The sequence below is a fragment of the Aphanothece hegewaldii CCALA 016 genome, from assembly GCF_003007785.1.
GTDB lineage: Bacteria > Cyanobacteriota > Cyanobacteriia > Cyanobacteriales > Microcystaceae > Chroococcus > Chroococcus hegewaldii.
Window position 1 is genome coordinate 1 of record NZ_PXOH01000021.1, and the last position, 22,692, is coordinate 22,692.

14 protein-coding genes are annotated in these 22,692 nt (G+C 40.0%); 5 read left to right on the forward strand and 9 right to left on the reverse strand.

Annotated elements, in window-relative coordinates; translation table 11 throughout:
* Positions 1–136 precede the first annotated feature (136 nt).
* The 3 genes from C7H19_RS16895 to C7H19_RS16905 form a co-directional block, all read right to left on the reverse strand.
* Positions 137–604 (reverse strand): gluconokinase, encoded by a 468-nt coding sequence (locus C7H19_RS16895; protein ID WP_106458100.1) that lies wholly within the window; start codon positions 602–604, stop codon positions 137–139.
* Positions 605–606: 2 nt separating this feature from the next.
* Complete coding sequence (locus tag C7H19_RS16900; RefSeq protein ID WP_106458101.1) at positions 607–2,967, reverse strand: glycoside hydrolase family 31 protein; 2,361 nt, start codon at positions 2,965–2,967, stop codon at positions 607–609.
* A gap of 64 nt (positions 2,968–3,031) precedes the next feature.
* Positions 3,032–3,814, reverse strand: coding sequence for an SDR family oxidoreductase (locus C7H19_RS16905; protein ID WP_106458102.1), 783 nt, complete (start codon positions 3,812–3,814; stop codon positions 3,032–3,034).
* A gap of 271 nt (positions 3,815–4,085) precedes the next feature.
* Between C7H19_RS16905 and C7H19_RS16910 the strand changes: the two genes are divergently transcribed.
* From C7H19_RS16910 to C7H19_RS16930, 5 genes are all read left to right on the forward strand, one after another.
* The gene (locus tag C7H19_RS16910) at positions 4,086–4,820 is read left to right on the forward strand and encodes a Uma2 family endonuclease (protein ID WP_106458103.1); all 735 of its coding nucleotides are present in this window, start codon (positions 4,086–4,088) and stop codon (positions 4,818–4,820) included.
* A 42-nt stretch (positions 4,821–4,862) separates the two neighbouring features.
* Positions 4,863–5,531, forward strand: coding sequence for an ATP-dependent Zn protease (locus C7H19_RS16915; RefSeq protein ID WP_106458104.1), 669 nt, complete (start codon positions 4,863–4,865; stop codon positions 5,529–5,531).
* 10 nt (positions 5,532–5,541) lie between these two features.
* A complete protein-coding gene (locus C7H19_RS16920; RefSeq protein WP_219907676.1) occupies positions 5,542–6,894 on the forward strand; it encodes a 16S rRNA (cytosine(967)-C(5))-methyltransferase in 1,353 nt (450 codons plus the stop codon).
* Positions 6,887–7,309, forward strand: a complete 423-nt coding sequence (locus C7H19_RS16925; protein WP_106458106.1) for a tellurite resistance TerB family protein — start codon at positions 6,887–6,889, stop codon at positions 7,307–7,309. The genes C7H19_RS16920 and C7H19_RS16925 overlap by 8 nt, the downstream gene beginning before the upstream one ends.
* A 174-nt stretch (positions 7,310–7,483) precedes the next feature.
* Complete coding sequence (locus tag C7H19_RS16930; RefSeq protein ID WP_106458107.1) at positions 7,484–8,461, forward strand: LysR family transcriptional regulator; 978 nt, start codon at positions 7,484–7,486, stop codon at positions 8,459–8,461.
* An 81-nt stretch (positions 8,462–8,542) separates the two neighbouring features.
* On the opposite strand, the gene C7H19_RS16935 is transcribed toward C7H19_RS16930, so the two are convergent.
* The 6 genes from C7H19_RS16935 to C7H19_RS16960 all read right to left on the reverse strand — a co-directional run bounded on the left by C7H19_RS16935 (position 8,543) and on the right by C7H19_RS16960 (position 22,604).
* Positions 8,543–9,052: a chemotaxis protein CheW gene (locus C7H19_RS16935; RefSeq protein WP_106458108.1), complete on the reverse strand. Its 510-nt coding sequence runs from the start codon at positions 9,050–9,052 to the stop codon at positions 8,543–8,545.
* A gap of 76 nt (positions 9,053–9,128) precedes the next feature.
* The gene (locus tag C7H19_RS16940) at positions 9,129–13,169 is read right to left on the reverse strand and encodes a hybrid sensor histidine kinase/response regulator (RefSeq protein WP_106458109.1); all 4,041 of its coding nucleotides are present in this window, start codon (positions 13,167–13,169) and stop codon (positions 9,129–9,131) included.
* Between the two features lie 30 nt (positions 13,170–13,199).
* Entirely contained in the window at positions 13,200–16,523 is a 3,324-nt protein-coding gene (locus C7H19_RS16945) for a GAF domain-containing protein (RefSeq protein ID WP_106458110.1), read from the reverse strand.
* Between the two features lie 28 nt (positions 16,524–16,551).
* A complete protein-coding gene (locus C7H19_RS16950) occupies positions 16,552–17,148 on the reverse strand; it encodes a Tll0287-like domain-containing protein (RefSeq protein ID WP_106458111.1) in 597 nt (198 codons plus the stop codon).
* Between the two features lie 11 nt (positions 17,149–17,159).
* Positions 17,160–20,549, reverse strand: coding sequence for a methyl-accepting chemotaxis protein (locus tag C7H19_RS16955; protein ID WP_245927589.1), 3,390 nt, complete (start codon positions 20,547–20,549; stop codon positions 17,160–17,162).
* Positions 20,550–20,666: 117 nt separating this feature from the next.
* The gene (locus tag C7H19_RS16960; RefSeq protein ID WP_106458112.1) at positions 20,667–22,604 is read right to left on the reverse strand and encodes an AAA-like domain-containing protein; all 1,938 of its coding nucleotides are present in this window, start codon (positions 22,602–22,604) and stop codon (positions 20,667–20,669) included.
* Positions 22,605–22,692: the final 88 nt, after the last annotated feature.

A 22,692-nucleotide genomic window follows, 5' to 3' on the forward strand; every position in this document is an offset into this window, starting at 1 on the left:
CTTTGTTTCTCAGGACGGTCTCCTTTCCATTTTTTGACAGGTTAATTAATTTTCTATCCTCAAGTGACAGAAGAGGGCTAAACTCCAGCCCCTTACAAAGTGGGGAATTTAGTCAGCGCAACCTAATATTAATTCTTCAAAGTATGGCTACAATTTGCTCGATAATCTTTTCAGGTGATAAAGAAATATCAATCACTAAAGCGTTTTTCGGTTCTTCAAGGGTGGCAAACTGCGATCGCAACATCTGGGGTTTCATAAAATGATTTGTCCTGTGTTGCATTCGTTCTAAAATCTCTTCGTAACTCCCTTTAAGATAAATCCAAACGAGATCGCTACGATCGCCTTGTAGAAATTCTCGATAACTTTCTTTGAGACTAGAACAAGCAATAATCCCGTTTTGGTGTTGTTCAATGAGCGATCGTAATGTAGATAGCCAAGAATGACGATCTTCATCAGTTAAAGGAATTCCTTGACGCATTTTAGCAACATTTTCGGGAGGATGGAAATCATCGCCATCATAGAAAGGCCAACCGAGTTTTTTACTCAAAAGTTGGCCAATAGTTGATTTACCTGAACCTGAAACACCCATTAGAATACAGATCATAGTTAGAATCTTAATTGTCGGGCAGTTCCATCATCGGTAAAACGTTGTTCCCCTTTATCTACAACATCCACAATGATTTCACGTTCGCTTAGGACTAAAGAACCTTCACGGGGACTAATATCAACAATAACATTGTCTCCTTCTATTGAAACCCGATATTGTGTCGTAGCCCATGCTTGCTGTTGATATTCAAATGTATGACCATCATCTTCATACAAAGTCAACTCACCTTCACCAGGGAAGACTTTTAGGGTCAATTCTGAGGGAATTTCTTCATCAATGTATTGTCTGACAGGATATAGCGGAATAATAGAACCTGCTTTGACATAAAGTGGCATTGTTTCTAAAGGTGCAGCCGCTAGAATATGACTATTACCTTCATAGGATGTACCCGTCCACCAATCATACCAAACACCATCAGGTAGATAGACTGCTCGATATTCTACCCCAGGACGATAGACTGGTGCAGCCATCAAAGAAGAACCTAACAAAATTTGATCGTGTAATTGATAAGTTTTCGGATCATTAGGATAATCATACAGAAGTGGGCGGAAAATCGGCGCACCCGTTTGGGTCGTTTGCCAAAACAGCGTATATAAATAAGGGATTAAACGATATCGTAGGTTTAGATATTCTCGACAGATATCTTCAATACGTTGACCATAAACCCAAGGTTCACGACGGGCTGTAGACATAGCCGAATGCGCCCGCATAAAGGGATACAGCATACCGACTTGTAGCCAACGGGTGAATAATTCTGCGTTACCATTTCCCGCAAACCCACCAATATCGCACCCAACAAACGGAACACCCGATAAACCCATATTAAACAGCATCGGTAAAGATAGTTCCAGATGTTCCCAAGTTGCCTGGTTATCACCCATCCAAACTGAAGACCATCTTTGTATCCCTGCATAACCCGAACGAGTCAGCAAAAATGGGCGTTCATTCGGACGTAAATGTAACAACCCATCATAACAAGCTTGCACCATCATCAAACCGTAAATATTATGGGTTTCTGCATGGGTGACTTGTTCATCTGCAGGCCCCTGTAAACTCTCTAATGGAAACCATACTTTTTGACCTTTATCACCAAAAGGACGGTCTGACATAGAAGGTTCATTCATATCATTCCAGATCCCTGCAACCCCCGCATCGGTTAAAATTTTCTGACTTTCTCCCCACCATTTTCGGACTTCAGGGTTAATAAAATCGGGAAAGAGGGCTTTATCAGGCCACACATAGCCATGAAATAGTTGTCCATCTGGTTTACGGACAAAATAATCGTTTTTCATCCCTTCATCAAATGGGGCGTAGTCTGCTTCTGGTTCGTATTTTACGCCAGGATCAACAATGGGAACGACTTTAAACCCTTCTGTTTTTAATTGACTTAACAGTTGTTCTGCATGGGGAAAACGTTTCGGACTCCAAGTAAAGACCCGAAACCCGCGCATATAATCAATATCTAGGTGAATGACATCGCAGGGTAGCTGACGGTTACGAAATTCTTGTGCGATCTCATGCACCACATCTTCTGAGTCATAACCCCAACGTGACTGATGATAACCTAATGACCAACGCGGCGGTAAGGTCATTCGTCCAGTTAGTTCCGTGTACGTTTGTATTACTTGTGAGGGTTCTGTCCCATAAATGATGTAATAATCTAATTCTGGGCTGCGGGTTTCCATTTTCCAGATCCCCGGTTTAGTGACACCGATATCAAATTGACTCCAATAGGTACTATTTAAGAAAATCCCATAGCACAAATTGGGACGTAATGCCATAAAAAAGGGAATAGCGGGATACATTTCATCGGTGAGAGAATTGTAATCTATACAATCTACTGTCCAATTGGTTTTAATTTCACTGCGTTGGTCAAGTAGTCCTGTCCGTTCCCCAAACCCGTAGAAATGTTCGTCGGGTTCAATCATTTTCCATCCTGCAACAGCCCCAGTATGCCAACCCATCCCAATTTCGGCATCACGGGCAAATGGCTGACCAAGAAGATTGCTACATTCGATCCGCCCTTGGTTGCGTTCAATGGTAACTTTAATCTGTTCGGTTTGAATACTAATATTTTCGGGCGTTTCTGTCACTTCAAAAGGCGTTTTATCCCAGTCGCCATCCTTTTTAGCAACCGCCCAAGAACGTCGCGGCTGAAATTCGCCAGTAGGGGCTAAACGAACTCGAATTAAATTGGGTGCAAGTATACTAATTTTAAACAGTGATTTACCGCAATGGAAATCGATAGAGCGATCTCGAAGAGATCCGCTTCGCGGCGCGCTTTTTTCAATTCCTTTAATGGGTTCGATGACTGACCAAGGTTGTTCGTTTGTTTGTAATTTTCCGAAATATTGTGGCATAAGATCCGTGACTGAATAATAAATTTTTTAAAATGTAATTATTTTACTTGACAAAATACCCTTTTTACCCTTCTAGTAAAGATTGTCCTCCATCGATCCAAACTTCCGTACCTGTAATATGACTGGCATTATCAGAAAGCAGAAATAAAACTAATTGGGCGACTTGTTCTGACTTACCTGGATTTTTTCCAGTTAAAGGGATCTCTCCTTCGGGAAATTCGACGGGTATTTCGACTTTTTCTAAATTTTGCTGTTCGGTATTATCATCGATCTCAGTGTCGATCGCACCTGGACAAATGACGTTAATTCTAATTTTTTTACGGGCTAATTCAACCGCCAACATTTTTGCCATCGCCACTTGTGCAGCTTTTGTACTAGAATAAGCCGTTGCACCCGTATTGCTAAACATCCGCGTCCCATTAACCGACGAATTAATAACAATAGCCCCACCTTGCTGTTTTAAGTAAGGAACTGCATACTTAATTGTTAAAAACGTTCCCGTAAGATTAATAGATATTGTTTTATTCCATTCTTGCGGATCTAAATCTTCAATTGGAGCCCAAACGCCATTAATTCCCGCATTAGCAAAAACAAGATTAATGTGTCCCCATTTTTGATAGATTTGTTCGTAAGCTTGTTGTAATTTTTCGGGTTGAGAAATATCAGCCTCTACCGTTATCGCCTCTCCTCCTTGTTGTTGAATTTGATTAACAGTTTCTTGACTATTTTTGGGAGTGCGATCGATGGTTGCAACCTTAGCCCCTTCAGATGCTAACAATAAGGCTGTAGCACGTCCAATTCCTGATCCAGCCCCACTAATTACAGCGACTTTCCCTTCAAGCTGCATATTGATAAAAGCCCTCCCATTAAATAAGTAGAAACGTGCAATGGCGCGTCTTTACATAGTTTCTGGCTAAACCCTCATTTATGCCTCTATCTTGGGAGGTTTATCGAGATCTACTTTCAGATAGAAACAAAAGTTTTGTAATTCAATTTAGAAAGAATATTAGATAATATTGTGTAATTCCCGATTAAAATAATATTAATGTACTGGACAAAACGCGTTTTTTGGTGAATTCGATACAATTTAGATAGAGTAATGCTTTTTTGGGGAGATTATGACGATCGCAAAACCGATACAATTATCAGAAGAAACCTCATCAGAAAAAATTATATTACCTCTAGATGAGATAGAAAGCGACGAACCCGAATTGGAATCATCCTTACACTTACAACAAATTATTCTGTTACTTCAATGTCTTGAGTGGTTATGGCAAGACAGAAATAATTTCTTTGCGGCGGGCAATCTCTCCATTTACTATATCTATAATAGCCCTGAGCAGCCGACTAAATTGCGAGACTTTTGCGGGCCTGATTTTTTCGTAGTCTTAGATACCGTTAGAAAAAACCGGAAAAGTTGGATGGTTTGGAAAGAAGGGGGAAAATATCCTAATGTGATTGTCGAAATTCTTTCCGATAGTACCGCTAAAGTAGATCGCAATGAGAAAAAGCAACTCTATCAAGATATTTTCCGTTTACCAGATTATTTCTATTTTGACCCTGTAACATTAGAATTTGAAGGATTTACTTTAGTTAGTGGACAATATCAACCGCTAGTACCCAATGAGCAAGAATGGTTATGGAGTGAGCAATTAAAGCTATATTTAGGAGTATACGAATCAAAATTACGTTATTTTACACCTTCTGGCGAATTAGTCCCAACACCCGAAGAAGCGGCTAAACAAGCTCAACAACAACTCGACGCAGAAAGACAAGCGAAAGAACAAGCTCAACAACAACTTGAACAACTTAAAGCACAACTAAAAGCATTAGGCGTAGAACCCAATCTGTAAATGTAAAGTAAAATGAAGTAAAAGTTATCTTATTCTCTTTTTATGCAACAGACCGCCTTGAACCTAATTGCGATCGGTGTCTTTCTCATGACGCTATCAGTGTTTCTCGTGCCTTTACTAAATATTTCGCCGTTTATTCCCGCAGCAGCAACATTAGGGATAATGGGACTCGCTACACTAGATACATTCACGTTTCAGGGGCGCGGTGTAACCTTATTATTAGATCGTTTTGCACCGACTGAGTATCGTCAAAGAGTGATTCATCATGAAGCAGGACATTTTTTAGCAGCTTATTTACTCGGAATACCGATCGCTAACTATAGCATAACGGCTTGGGACGCTCTCAAACAAGGACAACCCGGACTCGGTGGGGTACAATTTGATCGTGCAGCAATAGAAGAAAAAATTCAAGATCCGCTCCAATTTTCTTTACTCATTGAGCGACTGTGTACTGTATGGATGGCGGGAATAGCAGCAGAAAAACTAACCTATGGTTCTTCATTCGGTGGAGAGGATGACACGCAACAATTACAGATGGCTCTAAAATTAGCAGGTGTACCACAATATAGTTATCCTCAGAAAAAAAATTGGGGACTTGTACAAGCAAAAAATCTCATAGAACGTAATCAAACCGCTTATAATGCTTTAGTTCAAGCAATGAGTCAACGCAGTACAGTAGAAGAATGTATAAATGTGATCAAGCAAGTCTAGAATGCAAAATATAACGAACCCGCGTCAACTTACTTTAGTTGTGCTTCGGGAAATTTATCGACGAAATGTTTATACAGATCTTGCATTAGATCTTGGGTTAAAAAAAGCTAATCTAGTGAATGTCGATCGCAATTTAGCCACAGAATTAGTTTATGGTATTGTCAGAAGACAGCGAACCTTAGATGCGTTAATCGATCAACTCGGCAAAAAAAAAGCCATTCAGCAACCGCCAGATCTAAGAATTATCCTGCACATTGGATTATATCAACTACGCTATCTTACGCAAATTCCCGAATCTGCAGCCGTTAATACAACAGTTGATTTAGCGAAAAAAAACGGTTTTACTCAACTATCTGGGGTCGTTAATGGATTATTGCGAGCTTATGCACGTTTAGCAAAACAAGAAGATCCTTTAATTTTACCAGTCGCTCCAGTGCAAAGATTAGGGATATTGTATAGTTTTCCTGATTGGATCATAAAACTATGGCTCGCTCAATTTGGTAATGAAACAACAGAAAGCTTATGTGAGTGGTTTAATCAGTCTCCGTTGATTGATCTTAGAATTAATCCCCTCAAAACGACACGAGAAGAAGTTCAAAGGGCTTTTTTAGCAGATGGAATAAAAGTATCACCGGTTGCCCCTCTTGCACAAGCATTACGATTGATTAGTGGTTCGCGTGGCATTTCTAATTTACCCGGTTTTGAGCAAGGATGGTTTACAGTACAAGATAGTAGCGCACAATTAGTGAGTCATTTACTCGATCCGCAACCAGGAGAGACAATTATTGATGCTTGTGCGGCACCAGGGGGAAAAACAACACATATTGCTGAATTAATGCAAGATAAAGGGATTATATGGGCTTGCGATCGCTCCTCATCTCGTTTAAAAAAGTTACAAGAAAACCAAGAACGATTAAATCTTAAATCAATTCGGATATTAGCCGGAGATAGTCGAGAGTTTACTCAATTTTACGAAATTGCTGACCGAGTGTTACTAGATGCGCCATGTTCAGGGTTAGGTACACTACACAAACGCCCTGATATCCGCTTATTTCAAACAGACGATCGTATTCAGGAACTTTCTGTACTCCAACAAGAACTCTTAGAACAGACAGCCACTTGGGTAAAACCGAAGGGAATCTTAGTTTATGCCACCTGTACCCTAAATGTGATCGAGAATGAAAGAGTTGTCGAAAACTTTTTAGATAAACATCCAAATTGGACAATACATCCTCCGTCTGTTGATTCTCCTTTTGCTGTCTTTGCTACTCAACAAGGTTGGCTAAAAGTTTTGCCTAATCAACATCAGATGGATGGCTTTTTTATCGTTAAGCTAGTAAAAGGACTTGCTTGTGATGAATGACTCAACAAAAACAAAACAACTTTTAAAAATCTTGGTTGGTGTAGCTTGGATTGATGGTTTAATTCAGCCCGAAGAACGAAAATATTTACACAAAAAAGCTGAAGAATATGGATTAGCCGATGATCCTGACCTAAAATCATTACTTTCTGAACTCTTACCCGTACAACCTCAAGAATGCTATCAATGGCTAGAAGAGTATTTAGGTAGTCATCCGAGTATCGATGATTATCAGAAATTACTCGAAGCTATGGGCGCAATGATTTATAGCGATGGAGATGTTCAAACCTCAGAAGCTCAACTATTAACTAAGATACAGCTTCTCGATCCCGCTAATGACACTCCCCAAACTGGTTTTGATAAACTGCTGAAAACGATTCAGAAAGTCTATCGTAAAGCAGTCAGTCAACAACTTTAGTAACAACAGCATCAAAGGATTTAAGGGAATCTAAGCAAAATCAACCCGCTTTCCTTAAGTCCTGCTTATATATATTTAAATCTATCACTATATATATAAATATTGACTATTGTCTATAAATGATTTAGAATTGAAAAAATAAAATAATGTATATTGATTAGGGGGAAAAAGAAATTGATTCAGGCAACCCTACATCAGCTTAAAGTATTCGAGGCAACAGCCCGCCATAGTAGCTTTACGAAAGCAGCAGAAGAACTCTATATAACTCAACCTACTGTTTCTACCCAAATAAAGCAACTTACCAAAGCTGTCGGTTTACCCTTATTTGAACAAATCGGTAAACGTCTCTATCTGACTGAAGCTGGAAAGGAATTATTAAACACTTGTCAGGAAATTTTTGACAAGTTGGACAATTTCGAGATGAAAATAGCCGATTTAAAAGGAACCAAACAAGGTCGTTTACAATTAGGCGTAATTACAACAACTAAATATTTTATTCCTAGGATATTAGGTTCATTTTGTCAACAGTATCCAGGTATAGATATTGCTTTACAAGTAACCAATCATCAGAAATTACAGGAACGGATGAGCAGTAATGAGGACGACTTATATATCCTTAGCCAACTGCCAGAAGATATCGATCTTTATCATCAAGCATTTTTAGAAAATCCGCTAGTTGTTGTAGCCAGAAAAGATCATCCTTTAGCAAATCAGAAAAATTTACCAATTTCCTGTTTACAAGATGAACCTTTTATAATGCGCGAGTCGGGCTCAGGTACTCGCCAAGCTATCCAAAAACTCTTAATTCAAAACGATGTTTCTGTGAAAGTTCGCCTAGAATTGGGAAGCAATGAAGCGATTAAACAAGCAATTAGCGGAGGCTTAGGTATTTCGATACTATCTAAACATACATTAAGTACAGAATCCGCACATGGAGAATTAACGATTTTAGATGTTGAACATTTCCCAATTCAACGAAATTGGTATGTTGCTCATTTAGCTGGAAAACAATTATCAATTATTGCCCAAGCATTTTTGAGTTATTTATTGGAAGCGAGTCAACATATTCCGATTCCCGATCCAACTAAAGCAAGTAATACAAATGGTGTTAGTCAATTAAATCCACCTAACTCATTACTTTTAACTCGTTAATTTTAACCATTACAAATGATGTAGGAATTTGGTCTCTTTTAACCTGAACCAAAGAGGGTTTGGAAACCAAAACCCTACATTTTATCTATTCCCTACTAATCGATTAACATCCAAAATAAAAACAGTCATTGTCTCCGTTTCATGGGAAATTAACATTACATGACTTGCCGCGCCTAAAGTATCACTACGACGGTAAGAATCTGGTAAAACACGAATTTGAGATAAAGCAACATCAATTAAAGTAGGTGTTTGGGCAACCCATAAAGCAAAAGTTTCACCCATTGTTGATGAGACAAGAATCAAATATCCTTTTTGCCCTGGATTCATCGTTTGACTGATTTTAAAAAACTGTTGATGTAAATCAATCACCGTAATTTCTTGATCACCAATGTGAGCGACTCCAAAAGCACCTAAGCCACTCCCAAAAACGGGTGTATAGTTAATAACTTTTTGAATCAGATCAACCGATAATGCTAAAGACAATTTTCCTACTTGAAATAGGAGAAATTTACTTAAAGATTTCGGGCTTTTACTGGCGATAAAATTTATATTACTGATTTCTGACGATTCGTTAGTTGTAAATGTATCCATAATATTAAATATAGGGGTTTAGTCTCCAATAAGTGTAGGGGTTTGGTTTCCAAACCCAAAAGATTGAAATTATAATTTAGTGAAAAGATAAGTTTAAATCCGCCGTTGTTTGAGCAATTAGATTTTTAACAGATGCTAAAAATTGTTGCTCAATATAAGGCTTAGTAAAATAGGCACTCGCTCCTAATTGAAGTGCTAATTGACGATGTTTTTCACTACTACGAGAAGTCAGCATCGCTACAGGAATTTGCATTAATTGATCATCACGGCGACGTTGCCCCAGAAACTCAAACCCATTCATATTCGGCATTTCAACATCACAAATCACTAAATGAATACCAACATTTTGTTGTAATTGTTCGAGTGCTTCTCGCCCATCTCTAGCTTGTAAAACCCGATATCCTGCTTTTTGGAGCGTGAGGGCTAATGTTCGTCGTAAAGCAGCAGAGTCATCCACCACTAATACTGTAGGTGTTTGAGAATAAGAACTAGGTACAGATGCAACGGGAGGAAGATCCGTACTCACTTCGCGTAACTCTAAAGATGCTCCGGGTATAGCCGGGCTAACATCTAAGAATTGTTCAATAAGAGTAATGGCATTCACGACGGGTAATAAAGTACCATCTCCAAGAATCGTACAACCATAAGTATAAAGGGGCGCAGCGATCGCACTACCAAAAGGTTTAATCACAAGTTCTTGCTCACTGACTAACCGACTCACTTCCAGCGCACATAATTGTTGTCCACGACGTAAAATTAATAAAGGAAGTCCCCAATCTTCAGGAGAAGGAACCGTTGCCGCTAAAGCTTTACTGCTCATACTTTCGGGCAAAGGACAACGATACTCGAATAACTCCCCAAGAACATAAATTGGTATAAGATGACCCGCAAACTGTAAAAATCGTTGTTGACCCGATAATTTAATTTGATCATTCTGTGGGACGATAATTTCTTCAATGCTATCTGAGGGAATAGCCACCGCCGTCGAAATATTGCGGGTACTACTTGCATTAATCATACAAACTAATAACTTAGCGATCGTTAGAGTTAAAGGTAAACGTAAGGTAAAAATCGTTCCTTGACCTAGGTTAGACGCTACTGTAACATTTCCTTTAAGAGCTTGTAACTGCGCCCGCACAATATCTAAACCGACTCCTCTACCCGATAATTCGCTCACTTGTTCCGCCGTCGAGAAACCGGGTTCAAAAATCAGATTAGAAATTTTTTCCTTGGATAAAACTGCCGCTTGTTCTTTAGAAATTAAATCCCGCTTGAGAGCCTGTTCTAAAATCTTGTCATAATTTAAGCCACCGCCATCGTCTTTTACTTCAATAATCGTTTGATTTCCTTGATGATAAGCGCGAATTTCAATTAAACCCTCTGCGATTTTATTTCGGACTTGACGAACTTCTGGCAATTCGATCCCGTGATCAAACGCATTGCGGAGTAAGTGCAAAAGAGGATCATACAGTTTTTCAAGAGCAACTTTATCTACTAAAACCCCTGTTCCCGTTAACTTAAGTCGGACATTTTTGTGATATTTCGCCGATAAATCCCGTAAAACACGGGGAAAACGATTTAATACTTCACCTAACGGTAACATTCTCGCCCACATTAACTCATCCCGTAATTGAGTGAGCATTTGTCGTTGAGATTCTAGTGTTTGGTTAGAACCTCTGGCAAAGAGAACAATATCATCAACGGATTCTTCTAACTGGATCATTTCTTCTAATAATCCTTGAACCGTAGAATACAACTTCCCGTAGCGATCCATCTCTAAAGCATCAAAATCCGATTTTTCTGGAGTAATAAAGCCTTTTTCGTTGATTCCTCGACGTTCTGTCCCCGACCATCCCCCATAACGAGTCGTATCAATTAACATTTGATCAGAAACATCTCTGAGTTTTTCCGTAATTTTGCTAAATCGTGCAAACCTGTTTAGCAGTTCTTTCACCGATCCTTGAAGTTGCTCATTTTGTAGCGATAGACTATTACGGTTAATCGCTAACTCACCGACTAAGTTATTCATCCGTTCTAAACGATTAAAATCAACCCTTACCGAAAGGGCTGCGGGTGCTGGCGTTGCATCGGTTTTAACCGTCGATCGATTAGTTGGTGTCTCTTGATTAGATGCGTTAACTTGGACTTTGGGAAGTTCCTTAACGGGTGGCAACTGAGCAAAATCTTGGGCGATCGCAGATATAGCCTCTGTGAGAGATTCGATCGATTCTGCGGTGTCTGCTGTATTTATCCCCAAGAGAGCATCAAGGTTAGGTGAATTTTCTTCGTCGGCAACGGTGACAAAAATCTCTTCTATAACCTGTGTTTCTGGGGTTTCTAGAGGTGTTTCTGGTGGTATTCCAAGAAAAACCTCATCAAGTGAAGGAACTTCTAAGAGGCTTTGAGATGAGCCGAAGACATCTTCTAAACTAAAACTTGCAGAAACAGGGTTAATTAATTCTTGATTTTCGTGATTAGAACCAAAAACATCATCTATAGATATATCTAAAATGGGCTGACTAGAGAAGTTCAGTAAATCGGCCGAAACTTGACCCCCTACGGTGTAATCTCCCGCTAAAATTTCGGCTTGGGCTTGTTGCCAGTTCAAGAGTGCAAGTTCTGTAATGCGATACAATTCTTCTGGATGAGCATTTAAGGCATTCCGAACCGCCTCACCAATGGTGTTAAAACCCGTTAAATTAAATATTTGGGCAAAACCTTCAAAAAGTTCTATAGACCCGTGTAGATGCTCAATTAATTCTTGTTCTGAGCCTTTTTCTAAGACGGATGCAAGGCTATCTAAACGTTGTCTGACATCCACATCAAAAAGAGAAGCGATCAGATCAACGCCTAAATCCGCCGAACTCGGTAAATATTCATCGTTTTGATTTAAAGCATCTCCTAGACGTTCTTCAATTTGGGATAATATGGGTTGGGCAAGAGCGAGTACGCTTTCAGGGTTATGTGTTCCCGTATTGATTTGCTCAATTAAAGGCTCTTTAAGACAATCAAAACCTCTTAAAAGCAAGGTTTCGAGTTCTTCATCTAAAATAACTTCGTCACGATATAAAGCTTTAAAATAATCTTCTAAACGATGGGATAGGGTACGAATGGCCTCAAAGCCAATGCTTGCCGAACCGCCTTTTATTGAATGGGCTGCACGCATGATTTCATGAACTTTCGCGGGTGTGCGGGAATGTCTTAGAGAAAGTAAACCCATTTCAATGACTTGTAATAAATCGGTTGCTTCTTCGATAAAAAAGCGATAGGCCTGATCTCGAAACTCTGGATCTAAAATTGATTCTACTGGCTGTGGTTCCGTGATGGGTGAAATAACTTCTTGGAAGGCTAACAGTTCGTTACTGGGGCTGCCACCTGAATGACGATCGCCACCTAAGACGAGTTGCTGTGCTTCTTGCCAATTAGCGATCGCTACTTCTGTAATAAGTTCTGCTTGTTCGGGATTATTTTTTAAGGCGATTAAAACGGCTTGACCAATACTAGCAAATCCAGGAAGATTGAGTAACTCGGCTAATCCGGCGAACATTCCGACAGTAACTTGTACTTCTCGCCAAATTTCTAAGCCTTTTTGTTCTCCTAAAACCGTTTTGAGGCGTTCTAATTCTTGCGGTACATCTATTTCAAAAATCGAAGCCGTTATATCAATTCCTAATTCAGCCGAACTAGGTAAATAATTTTCCGATTGTTCGAGGGCATCTTTTAAGCGAAGATCGAGGGCGGCAAAAATGGGAGATGCTTTGTCCAGCGCTGCACTTGAATCAAACTGACCCTGATTTATTTGTGCAGTCAGTGGCTCTTTTAGACAATCAAACCCTTGTAATAAAAGGCTTTCTAGTTCCTCATCAATTTCGACACGATCAGGAGACAAAGCCTTAAAATAATCTTCTAAACGATGGGCGATCGTTTTAATCGTGTCTAGTTCTAGACTAGCCGATCCCCCTTTAATCGAGTGTGCCGCCCGCATAATTTCATGTATTTTAGCCTTAGAATAATCTTGTCGGAGATTGAGCAGTTCAAATTCTATAATTTGTAATAATTCGGCTGCTTCTTCCACAAAAAAACGATAAGCTTGGTCACGAATGTCAGAATTAATCATAATTAATATAGATGTCTGAAGAAGAAAGGATTAAATCTTAAATTGACCGATACTACTCGAAAGGGTTTGAGTTGTTTGTAGTAAATGTTCAATGGAAGTAGCTACAGTTTGGGCATAAGACAGAGTTTGGTGAGAGATCGACGCAACATCATTCATTGTCATTCTGACGCTGCCTCCCGTTTCACTTTGTTGTTGTGCCGATGAAGCGATCGCCCCGACTAATTCACCAATCTGTTGATTAGCGGCCATAATTTGGCTCAAAGTGCGGCGTGTTTCATCTAATAACTGACTACCGACGGCTACTTGTTTGGTTCCCGTTTCCATCGTTGCCGCTACTTCGCGGGTTTCGGTTTGAATACTATCAACGATCGCCTCAATTTCGGCGGATGCTTCGGCAGATTGAGCGGCAAGCATTCTAACTTCATCGGCGATCACCGCAAATCCTCGGCCTTCTTCTCCGGCTCGTGCGGCTTCAATTGAGGCTTTCAGTGCTAATAAATGAGTTTGAGCAGCAAAACGACTGATTAAACTGACAACTTTAGAAATCTTTTTCGATGATTCTCCTAAATGTGAGACTTTTTCGGCTGTTTGAGTTACGGTTTCCTGAATCGCCATCATCCCGTCTACGGTTTGATTCATCACTTCTTCGGAGACTTCGACAGTATTTAAGGTTTCTTTGACAGCAAGAAGCGCCAATTGAGCATTATTCGTTACCTCATTGATTGCACCCATCATACTTTCGACACGTTTTACGGTAGACTCGATTTCATTAACCTGTTGATCAGCTTGTTCCGACAAAGCAGAAATCGACTGCTCGGAATCATTAGTCGTTGTAGCTAATTGATGAGTCGTTGATTGAACTTGCGTAACGATTCGCCGTAAGTTTTCGACAATCGCATTATAAGAATCTGCGATCGTACCAATTTCATCTTCAGTTACGGTAGCTCGAATCGTCAGATCACCTTGTCGCACGGGATCGACTTCGAGTAATAATTCAATCGCTCGTTGTTGTAATTGTTCTTTCGCTTTGCGTTGTTCAATGGCTGTTTTTTCTTGTGCTTCGAGTAAATTTGATCGTTCTAAAGCGGCTCCGACTTGAGTCGCAATTTGACTGAGAAAGTCTATTTCGGCATTTTCCCAGTATTTGATCGATCGACACTGATGGGCAATTAATAACCCAAATAATTCATTACCAAAGATAATAGGTGTAACAAGGTTCGCTTTGACGGCAAAAGGTTCTAACTGTTGTAGATGGCAATTCGTCAAACCCGCGTCATAAATATTTGGTGTGGCAACAACACGCCCTTGTCGATATTTTTCGACATATCTTTCGGCAAAACAAGGATCGCCAATTCGTGCATTTAGAGCAACGGGAAAACGCGACTCAACAGATTCGGCGATCACGGTTCCTACCCAGTTCGCATCAAAGCGGTAAACAATAAGTCGATCGACCTGCATCGCTCGTCTACATTCACTCACCACTGTTTGAAAAAGTTCTTCGTTTTCTTGACTCCGCACAATTTTTCGGGTAATGTCTTTTAAACGCTCCGAAAGACGAGTATTTAGGCTGTTTCTGCGCCGTGAGTTTACTCGTTCGAGAATGACTTGTAAATGATTACTCAATTGTTTAAGAAAGTTAATTTCGGTTTCTTGCCATTCTTTAGGTGCATCACATTGATGAACAATTAATAAGCCAAATAAATCTTCTTCGTTCATCACTGGTAATATTACACTCGATTTAACTTGTAATTGTTGCAGTAATCGAGTATGGGCGGGATGAAGTTTTAGATTAGCCACATTGGGCATAACAATCAGACGATCTTGACGATAACCCGCGATAATTTCTTCTGGTATACAAGGATCGTCGATCCGTTTGGTTAGGGTACTTGCCCAAGGTGAGGCGAGGGCTTCATGGGTGACACTGCCTTGACCATCGCGGTAAATTTGATAAATCAAGATCCGACTTGCACCGATAATCTGACGCGCTTCTTTGAGAGCTTGAGTAAATAATTTATCTAAACTGGTTTCGTCTAGTTGTTCGGGTAAGGACAAACGAGACAAAAAGCGGAACATTTCGGCTTGTTCTTCAAGATATTGGTTGTGCTGTTGGATGTTATTAGCCATTTCATTAAAGTTACTGGCTAACTGACCGACTTCATCGGATGAATCAATGTTTGCTCTAGCTTGGTAGTTTCCTGCGGCAAATTCGGCGGTAACCTGTTGTAAGCGTTTAATAGGTCGCGTGATGGCTTGACTAATGCCCCAAGCTAACAGAGGCACTAAACAAAGCATTAGACCCGATAATAGTCCTTGAGTTAATAAACTCGCATTAATGATCCGTTTTAAGGCAATTTCTGGATCACCATAGACTAAAACGGCGACGGTTTCACCTTTTGAGTTTGGTAATGCTTTGGCGGCTACGGTATAGGTATGTTTACCAATTTTTTCGGTTCCTGAAACGACTTTCCCTTTAGCGGCAACGGCTTGATTTAGTAAGGATTGATCCACCAATGGAATATTAGTATTTGAGGAACGCATTTCGTTTTTTTCTAATGAGGTTGCTAGGGCAAATTTTCCCGAACCATAACGCTGATAAACTGCACTATATCCCTCGTCTGTGTAGGTATTTAAGGTTTTTTTAACGATTTCTTCTTTTCCGTTGACGATGTTTCCTGCGACTAATACGCCGATGATTTTGTTGTCCTCTCCTTTGACTGGAGTAAGAGTATAGCGGATCAGTGCGTCTTGATTAGCTAAAGCTTTGGCACGTTCTGGGTTTTCTTTTTGCCATTCCCGCGCTTGTAAGATTTCACTGGTACTCAGTTGTTTGGGTTGTTTGAGGACTTTACTAACGAGTTGATTGGGATTGAATTTTTCCGAGGTACGATCGCTTTTGTTGCCATTGGCTATAATCTTTAAATTTTTGCCGACCAGGGTGGCATAATCAATGTTTTGTATTTTAAGTTCTTGGCGTAAAATTTCTTTTAAGTTTTGTTGTAAATTGGGCGGGAGCGTTTGTCCATTGGCGTTATATTTCGCCGCTTCGATGACGGTGGGATTATTTGCCACTGCCGCAAAACTATACTCCATCGTTTCGATTTGGTTGTTATAGTTAAGTTCTGTAACGGCGAGTTGGGATTTGATTTGGTTTTGCAGTTGCGATCGTAAACTACTATCTAAGACTTTCCATCCTAAAAGGGGAATTCCCGCTAGTGAGAGAAACACCAACAAGGTAATCAGTTGTGTTTTTCGAGTGATGGGCAGATCATGAAATTGCTGGAGCAAAGAGTGATTAGCTGGCTTTGATTTGTCTGGAAATCGAGTCGGATGAGATTGGGGTTTTGAGATGTTCATAGTTAACTAATGGCATTCGGGGGATTGATTATTCTTCAATGGGTAAGTTAATTAAAATACCGCCCATGACATCGCCGACTTGAAAAACTTTGTCGGGGTAGCGTTGTTTATGGACTGGATGGTTATTATGGCAATCGACGCAAGCTTGGGTTACTGCTTTATCGGGATATATAACAGAAAAATATTTTTGACCATCTTTGGTTTGATATCCTTTGTAAAGCAGTTTGGTTTCTAAAACGGTAGCCATTGCTTTTTGTTCAAATTCAGTTTTTGGGGCTTGATTCTCATTGAGATTCCAGGGAGAAATTAAGCCGTAATTAAATGAGCCTTTTTGGGAGGAAAGTTCAGCCCCCATGCGAAAGACTTGGGCGGGTAAGGGAAGCGCGTTATCTCGTTCCCAGTTTTCTGAAGATTGGATCGAATGGGTTTCGCTTAGGCGTTGTACGACATATTTTCCGTAAATCTCTCGCTCTGATTTGAGAATACGGTAAATATAGTCGGCCATCAAATCGGGCGAAAAAAGGGCGGTTTGGCTGACTTTGGGTTCGCCTGAACAAGCTATGACGAGCCAACAAACCGAGAGAGCTACAGCAATTAGAGAAACTATTTTTAAAGCCACTTTCATAAAGTTTTCTCTCACTTGTTGACTTTGAACTGACGTACGCTTTCTTGTAGGGCTAAAGAAACCGAAAGCAGTTTTTTAAAGGAGTCGGAAACCTGAGCCGCTTCTAGTGAGGTTTTATCGGAAACGGAGGCAATTTGAGTCATGGTTTGGGTAACGGATTGGGAGGTGAGTGATTGTTCGATCGCTGCTTTGGCAATGGCTTCGACTAATTCGTTAATCTGTATACTGACGGCGGTGATTTGATTGAGACTTTTTCGGGTTTCATCGACGAGTTTTGTTCCGAGTACGACTTGTTCGGTTCCGGATTCCATTGCGGCTACTACATCGTTGGTTTCTGCTTGAATGCTGGCCACAAGGCTTTCAATTTCGGCGGTGGCTTGGGCGGATTGACGGGCAAGCGATCGTACTTCGTCGGCTACCACAGCGAAGCCTCGACCTTCTTCCCCTGCGTGGGCGGCTTCAATTGAGGCATTCAAGGCGAGTAGGTTTGTCTGATCGGCAAAACTACCAATTAGGTTGACGACTTTAGAAATTTTCTGAGAAGATTCTCCCAAACGCTTGACTTTTTTCGCAGTTTCTGCTACTGTTTCTCGAATTGCCATAATCCCATCAACGGTACGGTTCATGGCGATTTCTCCGGCTTCTACGGTTTGGGTTGCTTGTTGTACGGCGATTTCGGCTTGTCCAGCATTGGTGGCGACGGCTTGGATCGAATCGGTCATCAGTTGAATTCGTCCTAAAGCATCGGCGATATTATGGGCTTGTAGGCTTGCGTCTTCACTGAGGGATTTTACGGAAATTTGGTTATCATTGGTGGTGGTGGCTAATTCTTGTGCGGCTGTTTGCACCTGAGAAACGATTTTCCGTAAGTTTTCGATGGTGGCGTTATAAGAGTCGGCAATCGTACCAATTTCGTCTTCAGTCACATTAGCCCGAATGGTTAGATCGCCTCGACTCACGGGATCAACTTCCATCAAAAGTTCTAAAGCTCGTTTTTGCATTTGTTCTTTAGCCAGACGTTGTTCGACTTCAGCTTGTCTTTGTTGTTCGAGTAATACAGTTCTTTCGAGCGCTAGTCCGACTTGAGTGGCAACTTGAGCAAAAAAGTCGATCTCGCTTTGCTGCCATTTGCGAGGGGCTGAACATTGATGGGTCACTAATAATCCGAGTAGTTCGCCTTTGTGTAAAATGGGTGCAACCATGTTAGCTTTTACTTCAAAGGGTTCTAATTGTCCTATGTGACATTGGGTTAAACCCGCTTGATAAATATTGGTTGTGGCTTGCACTCGCCCTTTACGGTATTTTTCGACGTATCTTTCGGCAAAACAAGGATCGTTGATTTCTGCATTGATGGCAGGGGGAAACCGAGGATCAACAGACTCGGCGATGATTTGTCCGCCCCATTTTGGATCAAAACGATAGACGATCGCGCGATCGCTTTCTAGGGCTTTTCGTAGTTCTTTGACGACGAGATCAAGGACTCCCTCTGAGTTTAAAGCTGTGGCAATTTTCAGGGTAATGTCTTTGAGCATTTGGGAACGTCGGGCATCTTCGCGGCGGGCGATTTGGATTTTTAGACGATCTAGGTTAATACTTAATTGTTCGACGACTTGCTGAGTAAATTTTAGTTCTCTGACTGTCCATTGATGGGGTTCTCGACAATAATGTACGACAAGCAGCCCATATAATTCACGTGAATAGACAATTGGAACTACTAAATTAGCTAAAACTTGCAAACGTGCTAATAATTGTTTATGGTCTGGGTGAAGATCAACTTTAGATACATCGCTCATGGTTTGAATTCTTCCCTGGCGATATGCTTCGAGTAATTCTTTGGGAATACAGGGATCGGTTAAAGCTTCTGGCAACGCACTCACAAAACCATTTTCTAATGATTCATAAACAATTTTGCCACTATTATCGGGATTGAGACGATAAATCACGACTCGATCGCAACTAAGCTGTAAACGTAATCCTTCTAAAGCTTTATTAAAAATCGGTGTTAGGGCTTCTTCGGTTTCGATACTGTCGGCTAACATGGTACTGCTAATCTCGGTTAGAAGATTGGCTTGTTGTACCGATAGGGCTTGTTCTTGTACTAAGGATTTTAACTGTTCGGCCATAGCGTTGATGCTATTGCCTAGAGTAGAAAATTCATCCTCTCCTTTGACTTCTACTTGTGTATCTAATTCACCTTGACCAATTTTTTTGACGGCAGATGCGATCGCTCGGATCGGGCGTGTTGCTTTTTCGGCTAAAATTCCCGCGCTTAGAGCTACTGCGGCGGCGGTGGCAGTCCCTAATAATGGTATTAATAATAACCATTGTCCGGCGGCAAAAGCTTCATTTTTATTTTGTGTAACGGCAAGTCGCCAACTGAGCTTATATTTGTCTTGTAGTTCTTGGGGTTGGGTATAAGCAATTAAGGATTCTTGCCCGTTTTGAGTTTCGATTAATGTTCCAGTGGGTAGGGCTTTCTGTTGTCGTAATTGATTGTAAATGTTCGGAAATTCTTTACTGAGTGTTTTTCCAATATTTTTTGATTGATTTGTTGCAGCAATTTCGCCATCTGAATTTATTAAATAGTAATGCTCCATCCCCCGATCAATTGTATTACTAAATAGTTGATCGAGGTTTTTTAGAGGAATGTTACCTTTAAGAACACCGATCATTGTTCCCGTATTTTGATCTACTACTGGAACAGCTATATTAAAACTAGAGCTTTCTGCGGTTTTATTGATGCGAGGTTCACTAATATAAGGACGTTTTGTATTGATAACGGTTTGGAAATATTCTTCATTGTCTTGTTTTCTTATTTTTGTTCCGCTTGTTTGCGCGATGGGATTACCCTGTAAATCTAATAAAACTAATGTCTCATAAGAGGGATGAATTTCTCGATAACGGTTTAATGTATTATTGCGGATTTCTGTTGTTGTATTCGCGCTAATTTGTGGATTTGTAAATATATCTTGTTGGGCTAATCCCACTAAATCACTATAACGATTATTAATAAAGTCTTGTAGTTGTTCACTTAATCCGATAACATTGGTTTCCATGTTATTACGGACTTGTTGATTAAGCAGATTATTTCCGACGATGTAAGCACTGGTTCCGACTAGGACAACGGGAACTAATCCAATCAACAAAGAAGCGATCGCCGCTTTGGACTTTAAGTCTCTTTTTGCGCCTAAAAACCGCTCAAGAGGTGAGTTTGGCTTGTTTTTGGGCTGTTCAGGGTCAACGTAGTGAGGATAGGTCTGATTAAGAGACTGACTTGCTCTTGATCTTGAGTTTAGCGTTAACTGATCACTGGTTAATGAACGTGAAGAATTAACGGAATCTGACGATGAACTGGTCGAATAAGATGGATCAGGTGTCTGCTGGGGTGATGTCTGAGTCATGAAGTCAACCTAAGAGAGAACGCGACAAGAATTAGCGTTTTTTGCTGTTTCAGTCTTATTGTTCCCGTTATATCCCTCAAACTAACAGGTAATCTGTAGAGAAGTGTTAAGCTTTCATCACTCATCCAACAGGGAACTTACAATTATGGTATTGGGTCCCATTCTTCTAGAACGATACAGGGCTTTTTGGGCTTCGTGTTCTAAAAAACTACTGTTGATTTCAATTTCAGGAATGATGCAAGCAACGCCTACATTAACAGTAATTGAGCCTAAAATTTCTTCATTGACAATTAATTCGATGTTTTGGCGAATTCGCTCCGCTACTTTCGTAGCTCCTGGTAAAGAAGTTTCGGGTAAAATAATTCCAAACACGTTATCATCATAGCGAGCGACATAATCAGATGCTCTTTGAACACAATTTTTGATAATGGGTGCTACTTGTTTTAAATAATCATTTCTTGCAAATTCATCAAGACTATTCTCGTAAGTTTTAAAAAAAGCCACGTGACACAAAATCAGAGCGATGGGTAACTTATTTCGGGTCATGCGTCGCCATTCAATTTCTAGAGTCTGATTAAATCCTCGGCGATTTCCAGTTTGAGTATATTGATCAATATAACAATTTTCTTGTAAACGTTGATTGTCTTCTTCTAGTCGTTTGAGTTGATTATCCATTAAATTGACTAATAGTAGTTGTCTGTGAAAATATTGCCGGTACAATTCACAACGGGGAACAACTCCACCTTCAACGATTTTAATCAGTCCTAAACTCTCTAAACAATAGACAGTAACAGTTTCTAATTGAACGGGTTCTGTTGATGTAACGATCAAAAGCCAACAGTTTAAAAGTTCAGGATGAGATTGTAATATAACTAAATAATTCTGTAAGTGTTCTCGATAAATTCCTTTAGAGGTTGAAGCTTCGGTAATAAGTGTTTCTAAACTCATGCCACGCCAACAAATATAATACAAAGCGAGACGAACTAAATAAGGATGTCCGCCAATTAAGGTCATTAAAATTTGTGAATATTTAGTGCCTGTTGCATTATTCCAATCTAGCCCATGTCGTTTGGCTAATTCTTGAATTTGAGGCAGTGTAAATTCAGGTATAGTAATAGGTAATCCCACATTAAAGGGTGATTCATGAAAGCGCAATGGCACATAGATCTCTGTTGAATGAACTAAGATCATGCGTAATTTTTGCCAAATTTCTGATTGTCTAGATTGTTCGTACCAATAACGCAATAAAGATAAAAAATTTGCAGCTAACTCCGAATAAGCTAAGATGTGATGAATATCATTAAATGAAATGACGAGGGGATTTTCTAAGTTTGATAAGATATAGTGTTGTAGATAATAACTACAGTTGACTTTGCTACCAATATCATCGTCCCAGTATTCGTTTAATTTTGGTTTAAGGTTCAGTTGACGACTAATGACTGTACAGAACCAACGTAATAATTTATCTAAGTTTTCAAAGCGGGTTTGATCAATTTCTCTAAAGTCAATTTGAATAGTATGATAGTTAACTATTTTAGCTTGTGCAATTATTCTTAATAAAAGAGAACTTTTCCCCATTTTAGCAGGAGCTTTGAGGCGGATGACTCCTCCTGGTTTATGGACTTCCATAAAAGCTAATTCTTCAACAGGAGGACGTTCCACATAAAAATCAGAGTTTAAAGGAACCGGTCCATAAGGTGACTCTGGCGTATTTTTTTGCTGTCTTGATGAGATATTATTCGGTGTATCAAGATATTGCTGTTGTTCTTCAGTTAATGAACGATTTTTGAGCTTATAAGAAAAATTTGTTTTAGTAATAGGTTCGCCAAAAAGTAGCGAAAGTTCTTGCCACAGTCCAGAAGCAATATTTTTGAGATAGGCATCTTGATAATGTAGAGCGCTCGCCATCTCCGCATAAGTCCGCCCCTCCCACGCTAAACGTAAAACTTTATCTTGTAAAGGCGTTATATTTCTGAGTTGAGAGTTGTCTAATAACCGAATTACCTCATCTATTGTCATGCAGTAAGGTGTTGCTAGTGGTTCCGAGGAAATCATAGAAGCCTACTATTTAATAGTTTAGAAAAGTTTTGACGTTTTCTTTTTTGGTATTCTAAATAACGATTTTTTGTGGCTAGGAAAAAAT